Source organism: Stenotrophomonas maltophilia complex sp. Om-AH-Sm3 (genome assembly GCF_059337855.1).
In genome coordinates, this window is record NZ_JBYBLQ010000024.1 from 44766 (window position 1) to 52508 (window position 7743).

5 protein-coding genes are annotated in these 7743 nt (G+C 66.7%); all 5 read right to left on the reverse strand.

Annotated elements, in window-relative coordinates:
* Window positions 1–53: 53 nt before the first annotated feature.
* The 5 genes from AC10QF_RS19240 to AC10QF_RS19260 all read right to left on the reverse strand — a co-directional run bounded on the left by AC10QF_RS19240 (window position 54) and on the right by AC10QF_RS19260 (window position 7268).
* Window positions 54–1280: an AGE family epimerase/isomerase gene (locus tag AC10QF_RS19240; RefSeq protein WP_065177594.1), complete on the reverse strand. Its 1227-nt coding sequence runs from the start codon at window positions 1278–1280 to the stop codon at window positions 54–56.
* Window positions 1277–2272 (reverse strand): carbohydrate kinase family protein, encoded by a 996-nt coding sequence (locus AC10QF_RS19245; protein WP_494542704.1) that lies wholly within the window; start codon window positions 2270–2272, stop codon window positions 1277–1279. Before AC10QF_RS19245 ends, AC10QF_RS19240 begins: the two co-directional genes overlap by 4 nt.
* A 7-nt stretch (window positions 2273–2279) precedes the next feature.
* Window positions 2280–3596: an L-fucose:H+ symporter permease gene (gene fucP / locus AC10QF_RS19250; RefSeq protein ID WP_072169083.1), complete on the reverse strand. Its 1317-nt coding sequence runs from the start codon at window positions 3594–3596 to the stop codon at window positions 2280–2282.
* A gap of 60 nt (window positions 3597–3656) precedes the next feature.
* Window positions 3657–4706 carry a LacI family DNA-binding transcriptional regulator gene (locus AC10QF_RS19255; protein WP_005416345.1) on the reverse strand — a complete coding sequence of 350 codons (1050 nt, stop codon included), beginning with the start codon at window positions 4704–4706 and terminating at the stop codon, window positions 3657–3659.
* A 96-nt stretch (window positions 4707–4802) separates the two neighbouring features.
* Window positions 4803–7268 carry a GH92 family glycosyl hydrolase gene (locus tag AC10QF_RS19260; protein ID WP_494542705.1) on the reverse strand — a complete coding sequence of 822 codons (2466 nt, stop codon included), beginning with the start codon at window positions 7266–7268 and terminating at the stop codon, window positions 4803–4805.
* Window positions 7269–7743: the final 475 nt, after the last annotated feature.

Sequence of the window (7743 nt, forward strand, 5' to 3'; positions counted from 1 at the left end):
CTACCTGCAAGTCCAGCTCACGGCAGCACCGGGCCATGCCCGGCGCACCAACCTCAACGCACCACGTTCAACACTTCGTAACACGCACCCATGGTGTGGTAATCCACCTTGCCGGCCGGGCTCTTCTCGTCGCTGTACTTGCGATTGTCGGCATCGAGGATGCGGAACCAGGCGCCGTACCGGTGATCGACGAAGTGTTCCCACGAATACGCCCAGATACGCTCGTACCACTGCCAATAGCGGTCATCGCCGGTACGCTTGGCCATCAGTGCGGCGGTCGCAAGCGTCTCCGCCTGCACCCAGAAATACTTGTCGTCGTCGCAGACGAAACTGTCGCCACCGATCGGGGCGCCATCCATGCCCGGCTGCCGGCGCGACTCCGGCGCGAAACCGTAGTACAGGCCACCCCGCGCCTCGTCCCAGCTGCGCGCCACGGCCACGTCGAACAGGTGCTGCGCGGTCGGCACCAGCCAGTCGACCTGCACATGGCGGTCCAGGATCAACAACAGCTTGGCCCATTCGGTCTGGTGGCCCGGCTGGAAGCCCCACGGGCGGAACAGGTGCTTGGGGTCGTCCAGGTTGTAGTCCCAGTCGATCTCCCAGTTGGAATCGTAGTGCTCCCACACCAGGCCACCGGCCTTGGCGGCCTGGCGACGGGTCATGTTGTCGGCCAGCTGCAGCGCGCGCTCCACATAGCGCTGTTCGCCGCTGGCCTCGAAGGCGGCCAGCATCGCCTCGCACATGTGCATGTTGGCGTTCTGGCCACGGTAGCCGGTGAAGTTCCACTGCCCATCGGCTTCGTCCTTGTAGAGGCCGTGCTGGGGCTCCCAGAAGCGCGCTTCCAGCAGCTGCCAGGTCTCGTCCATCCATGCGCGGGCCTGTTCGAGACCGGCCTTCAGTGCGCAGCTGTAGGCCAACAGCACGAACGCCACGCCGTAGCAGTGGTTCATGTCATCCTCGACCTTGCCGTCGCGCAGGGTCCAGGCGTAACCGCCGGTGGCCGGGTTGCGGTGCACCTCGCGCAGGTAGCGCACGCCGTGCTCGACCGCCTCACGGTATTCGGCGTTGCCGAATTCGCGGTAGGCCATCGCGTAGTTGAAGACGAAACGCGTGCTGCTCACCAGATGGCGATGGTTGGCGTCGTAGATGCTGCCGTCGTCACGGAAGTAGTGGAAGAAGCCACCGTTCGGGTCGATGCAGCGCGGGTGGTAGAACGCCATCGTGTCGGCGATATGCGCGCGCAGGAACGCGGGCGAACGGAAGTCGGGGGAGGTGCTCATGCGGTAATGTCCTGGGCCTGCAGCAGCTGCTGCACTTCATCGAGCGAGGGCATCGCGGCGAACGCGCCCTTGCGGGTAACAGCCAGCGCGCCGACCGCGGCGCCGAAGCGCAGCGTGGCGGTGATCGCCTCCGGGTCCTGGCAGAAGGCGGCAAAACCGGCACCGGCGCCGCCGCGCTCCAGCAGCCCAACCAGCACGCCACCGACGAAAGCATCGCCAGCCGCCGTGGTGTCGACGGTAGCCACGCGGAAGCTTGTGACCGTGCCGTGGTTGTCGCGCGTGTACCAGTGCAGCGTGGCCGCACCGTCGGTGACGATCACCCAGCGCGCGCGCGCAGCGAGCAGGCGCCGCAGTACCGCTGCCTCGCCATCGGCACCCAGCGGCGCGGCCAGGTAGTCCAGCTCCTCGCGCGACAGCTTGACCAGGTCGGCGCGTTCCAGCGCCTGCCACAGGCGCGGTGTCGGGTCCTCGTTCGCCGGCCACAGCGCCGGACGCAGATTGAGGTCGAGGCTGACCACCGCACCAGCCGCGCGCGCACGATCCATGCCGGCGAAGGTCGCCTCGGCGATGGCCGCTTCGGTCAGGCTGTTGGAACAGACATGGAAGCACTGTGCGCTGTCGAAGCACGCCGCCTGGAAGTCGCTGTCACGGAACAGCAGGTCGGCTGCCGGCGGGCGATAGAAGCTGAAGCTGCGCTCGCCGCTGGCATCCAGTGCGACGAAGGCCAGTGCGGTCTTGGCCGCATCGGTACGCACGATGTAATCGGTACCCACGCCGTGCTCGACCAGGCTGTTGGCCAGGAAGTCACCGAACATGTCGCGGCCCAGCATGCCCACGAACTGGGTCTTAGCGCCCAGCCGTGCAGCCGCAACGGCAACGTTGGCCGGTGCACCACCGGCGTACTGCAGGAAGGCGCGCGGCGTGTCGGCCGAGGCCGGCGGCTGCGCTAGTAGATCGATCAAAATTTCGCCGAAGCAGACAATGGCACCCATTCCGGACTCAGCCTCCCTGCGGAATGCGGGTCGACGGGCGCGAGCCCACCAGACCGTAGAAAATAATGTAGAGGTAGCAGGCGATAGGCAGCAAGAAACTCAGGTGCAGGCCAATGCGATCGGCCAGCATGCCCTGCAGCAGCGGGATCACCGCACCACCGACAATGGCCATGATCAGCAGGCTTGACGCCTTGTTGGTCAGCGGCCCCAAGCGTTCGATTGCCAGCGAGAAGATGGTCGGGAACATGATCGAGTTGAACAGGCCCGTGGCCACGATGCCGTACATGGCCGCCTTGCCGCTGGCGGCCAGAGTCACGCCCAGCAGAATCACATTGGCGACAGCGAAGCCAGCCAGGAGACGCCGCGGCGAATACTTGGCCAACAGCCAGGAACCGGCAAAACGGCCAACCATCGCGCATCCCCAGTAGGCCGACACATACTTCGTGGCCTGCTGCTCGCTCATGCCACCGATCTCCGGCAGGGCGAGATAATTCACCATCAGACTGCCGATGGAGACTTCGGCGCCCACGTAGAAGAAGATCGCCAGCACACCGAACAACACGTGCGGCTGCTTCAGCGCATCCAGCAACGTGTGATGATTCGTATCGGCCTTCTCGGTGGTCTCGGCCAGACTGGGCAGGCGGAACAGGTAGACGAACACTGCCAGCAGCACCAGCGCGATCGCCAGGCCCACGTATGGCCCCTGCACGGAGTGCGCTTCAGCGGCGCGATAGGCCACCTGCTCGGCCACGGGCAGGGCGTCGATCTCGTCGCCGCTCTTCACCGTGGTGCTGAGGATCAGGAAGCCTCCGAACAATGGTGCCAGCGTGGTACCCAGCGAATTCAGCGCCTGGGCCAGGGTCAGGCGGCTCGAGGCGGTCTGTTCAGGCCCCAGCAGCGCTACGTACGGATTGGCAGCAACCTGCAGCACGGTAATGCCCGTGGCCAGCACGAACAATGAAGCGAGGAACGCGTCGTACGTGCGCAACGCCGCTGACGGCCAGAAGCCGAGCGCGCCGACACCGGCGATCAGCAGGCCGGCGATGATGCCCTTCTTGTAACCAAGGTGGGCCACCAGCCGGCCTGCCGGCAACGACATCAGGAAGTACGCGCCAAAGAAAGTGAACTGCACCAGCATCGCACGCGTGTAGTTCAGCTCGAACACCGCTTTCAAGTGCGGGATCAACACATCGTTCAGACTGGTCAGGAAGCCCCACATGAAGAAGATCGTGGTGGCCACCGCCAGTGCGGCACGTGCGTTCATCACCGGCGCGGTGCCGCTGGAAGAAGAACCCGATGGACGGGGCGTTGCGGAGATCGGCATGCGGTACGCGCCTCGATGCGCGGAAGGTCGTTGTTGCGTGGAAGGGGTATGCGGAAGGAATCAGTTCGGTCGTGCGGCACTGCTTTCGCGGATGCGCAACTGCACCGGCGCGACCGTGCGTCGAGGCGGCGCGTCGGGTTCGTCCAGCCGCTGCAGCAGCAGCGCCGCAGCCTGGCGGCCACGTTCGCGCGGGTCGGCGGTGAGCGTGGTCAACGGCGGTACGGCCACCGCCGCCTCGGAAATATCATCGAAGCCGGTGACGGCGAAATCGCCGCCCGGACGGATGCCGCGCGAGTTCAAGCCCAGCATCAGGCCCAGCGCGACGGTGTCGTTGTAGCAGACCGCCGCACTCGGCCGATGACCGTCGGCGAAGAGTTCATCGGTGCGCGCTGCCGCTTCCAGGCGGTTCGGGGCCGACTCGATCATCCAGCCCGGCGGCAGCGAAAGACCGGCCTCGGCCAGCGCCTGCTGGAAACCCGCGCGGCGCTGGTGGCAGGAACTGGATGCGGCGTGGCCCCCGAAGAACGCGATCTGGCGGTGCCCGCGCTCGATCAGGTGGCGCGTGGCCAGATAGGCGCCGTGCTGGTTGTCCAGGGTCAGGAAGTCCCAGTCGGCCCCGGCCAGTTCGCGGTTGAACAGCAGCACGTTGGCATTGGCACCCAGTGCCTGCCGCAGCTGTGCGGTATCGCTGCCCTCGGCCGGCGACAGGATCAGGCCGGCCGGGGTGTGCTCCATCAGCGTGGACAGCACCGCCTGCTGCCGCTCCGGCGATTCACCCGTGCTGCCGAGCAGGGTCACGTAGCCACGCCCGCCCAACGCCTCGTCCACGCCCGATGCGAACTCGGCGAAGAACGGGTTGGAGAGATCGTTGATCACCAGCGCGATGCTCGACGAGGTACGACGGCGCAGGTTGGCCGCCGCGCGGTTGTAGACGTAACGCTGGCGGCGCAGTTCGGCCTCGACCTTGGCGCGGGTATCGACGTTGACCAGCGGGCTGCCACGCAGCACCAGCGACACGGTTGCCCGTGACACGCCGATCGCGCGCGCGATGTCGGTCACCGTCACCGCCTTGCCGGCGCGCTTGCTGGGACTGTTGCCGTTGTCGTTCATCGTCTTCCCGGACTCCGCTGGAGGCTCAAGCCTAATGGATCAGGGCCGTGTCGTGCCGTGCCGTTCGCTGGGTCAGCGCGAACGGCACAGTCCGGCTCAGCGCAGCTGGCTGCCCGGTGCCGCGCACCAGGACACCGGCAGGTCCTTCACCGCGGTGCCCCAGCCCTGCTCCGGCGCCTTCGCGTCGAGCGCGAACTGCAGGCGCGGGCCCTGCTGCAGGCGGTCCCAGTCCAGCCACACCGGTGCATGCGCCTGGCCGTCGACCCGCACACCCTGCACGTATTGCAGGCGGCGGCCATCGGCACCCGGCGCGTCGATGCGCAGGGTTCGGCCATTGCCCATATCCACTTCGACCTTGCTGAAGCGCGGCGCGTGCAGCAGGAACTGGCCGCTGCCCGGCACCGCCGGGTACACGCCGATGGCGCTGAACAGGTACCAGGCCGACATCGTGCCGAGGTCATCGTTGCCGGTCACGCCATTGGGGGCATTGGTGAACAACTGCTGCGCGGCACGCACCACGGCGGCGGTCTTCCACGGCTGGCCGATCAGCGTGTACAGCCACGGCGAGTGCAGGTCCGGCTCGTTGTTCGGGTTGTAGCGGAACTGGTTGTAGTAGCTGTACGGCCCCACCACCCACGCCTTGCGGGCGGCATTGAGCGGATCGGCCTGCAGCGCGTCCATCGCGAAGAACGCATCCAGGCGGCGACCGGCCTGTTCGCGGCCGTCCATCGCTTCGACCAGGCCCGGCACGTCCTGCTGCGCCAGCCACTGGTACTGCCACGCCGTGCCCTCATGGAAACCGTGGTGCGAACGCGGGCTGTAGTGGCCATCGGCCGGCGTGTACCACTGGCCATCCTCGGTGCGCGGGCGCGGGAAGCCGGTGAAACCCGTCTCGGCATCCCGCACCTGCGGGTCCCACACCTTGCGCCAGTTGCGGCCACGCTCACGCAGCGTCGCCGCATCCTGCGCATGGCCCAGGCCATCGGCCATCTGCGAGAGCGCGCAGTCGGCCAACGCATATTCCAGCGTGGCCGAACCACCATGGTGTGGATCGACATCCATGCCCTTGGACGGGAACGCGCGGTCGTAGGCCACATAGCCCTTGTCCAGGTAGGTCGGGTTGCCGGAGCGTCCGGCCATGCGCGAGTTCAGTGGCGGCGTGCCGAAGGCATTGCGGCGCAGTGCATCCCAGGCCTGCGATTCACGGCCCTTGAGCGCGCCGAAGCGCCACAGGTCGACCATGAACGGCGTGACCGGATCGCCGGTCATGATGTTGGTCTCGAAGTTGGCATAACCCCAGCGCGGCAGCCAACCGACCTGTTCGTCGATCGCCAGCAGGGTACGGCCGATGTCGCGCGCCACGTCCGGGCGGGTCAGCGCCAGCCACTGGTTCTGCGCGCGGTAGGTATCCCACAGCGAGAAGTACTCGTAATAGGTCCAGCCATCGGCGCGGTGGATACCGTCGTCATAACCGCGGTAGCGGCCGTCGGCGTCGTTGCCGGTCATCGGCTGCAGCAGTGCGTGATAGACCGCGCTGTAGAACACCGCGCGGTCGTCGGCAGTGCCGCCCTGAACACGCACCCGGCCCAGCTGCTCGCGCCAGGACTGCTGGGACAGCGCACGCATGCGGTCGAAGCCGAGCAGCACCCCATTCTGCATGCCTTCTGCGCGCAGGTTGGTGCGCGCGCCTTCGGCATCCACGTGCGAGATCGCGCTGACCGCCGTCACCGACTGGCCCTTGGCCAGGTCGAAGCTGAGCCAGGCGCCGTTCGGCTTCTGCTCGCCTTCCATGCTGTGGCGCGCGCCCGGCAGGCCACCGCCCTCACCCCAGGTGCCATGCGCCTTGAACGGACGGTCAAACTCGATGCGGAACCAGGTGGTGTACTGGTGGCCGCCACAGAAGCTCTTGGTGACCAGTTTGCCTTCCACCACACGATCGCCGACCACATCGACCACGCTGCCGATCACCGAATGGCGCTCGTTGGCCTGGCCGACATTGACGAGCACGTGGCCATCGCCGCTGCGCTGGCTGAAGGTGTAGCGCTCGGCGGCGGCACGGGTGCGCGCGGTGGCTTCCGCATCGATGCCGCCGTAGCTGGTCAGGCGCACCTTGTAGTAGCCGGCCTGGCCGACCTCGCCATCGTGGGTGTAGGTCGATGCGTAGGCCTTGTGGTCGAACTGCTTGGCATTGCCGGTATCGAAATCGCCGCCGGGACCGATCGAACCGGTCACCGGCAGCACCGACACCTGGCCACCCTGCTCCCAGCAGCCGGCGCCGGAAATGAACGAATGACCGAAGCCACGGATCTTCTCGTCGTCGTAGCGCCAGCCCGAATAGTGGCTGCCGATCGGGCTGACCTGGATCAGGCCGAACGGCGCCGACGCGCCCGGGAATGTATTGCCGTCGTCCTTGCTGCCGATGAAGGTATTGACCTCGCGTTCCAGCGCGGCCGGTGCGGCCTGCAGCAGCACCGGCACTGACGACAGCGCGAGCAGGCAGGCCAGGCGCACCAGCGGGCGCGAGGACAATGGGACGGCGGGAGCGGACGGCACTGGACGCATGTCGGGTTCCTGTAGTCGATGACGCGGAGGCAGACGGCCGGGGCCGTCCGGCACCGTTCCGCTGAGCCCTGCCCTGACCTGCAGAGAGCTCCCCCTGGAATGACGCCCGACCCACCAGACCGTGAATTTAGATCGATTCAAGTAGAGCATGCAGGTTCAGCCGAATGCATTCTGCGGCGCAGCATGAGAGGGGGTGTTCGGCAGGGCTGCGCCCTGCACCTGCTACGAGCTGGAGCAACAGCAACAGCAACAGCAACAGCAACAGCAACAGCAGAAGCCAGTTTCCTGCGGGGAGTCGGGGTGGGTCCGGTTGCGGGGGACGCTGCAAGTACGTCCATGTAAGCTCGGTCGCCGCATCCATGCGGCTCACGCCCCCGCAACCGGACCCACCCCGCCTTCGACAGATTTCCGCGATCTGCCGGGACTGCGTACTGCACTGCTGTTGGTGGGTGTCGACCTTGGTCGACACGTGTCT

Coding starts and splice junctions, on each gene's coding strand:
- AC10QF_RS19260 (WP_494542705.1), bottom strand. CDS start 7,268: ATGCGTCCAGTGCCGTCCGCTCCCGCCGTCCCATTGTCCTCGCGCCCG.
- AC10QF_RS19240 (WP_065177594.1), bottom strand. CDS start 1,280: ATGAGCACCTCCCCCGACTTCCGTTCGCCCGCGTTCCTGCGCGCGCAT.
- fucP (WP_072169083.1), bottom strand. CDS start 3,596: ATGCCGATCTCCGCAACGCCCCGTCCATCGGGTTCTTCTTCCAGCGGC.
- AC10QF_RS19255 (WP_005416345.1), bottom strand. CDS start 4,706: ATGAACGACAACGGCAACAGTCCCAGCAAGCGCGCCGGCAAGGCGGTG.
- AC10QF_RS19245 (WP_494542704.1), bottom strand. CDS start 2,272: ATGGGTGCCATTGTCTGCTTCGGCGAAATTTTGATCGATCTACTAGCG.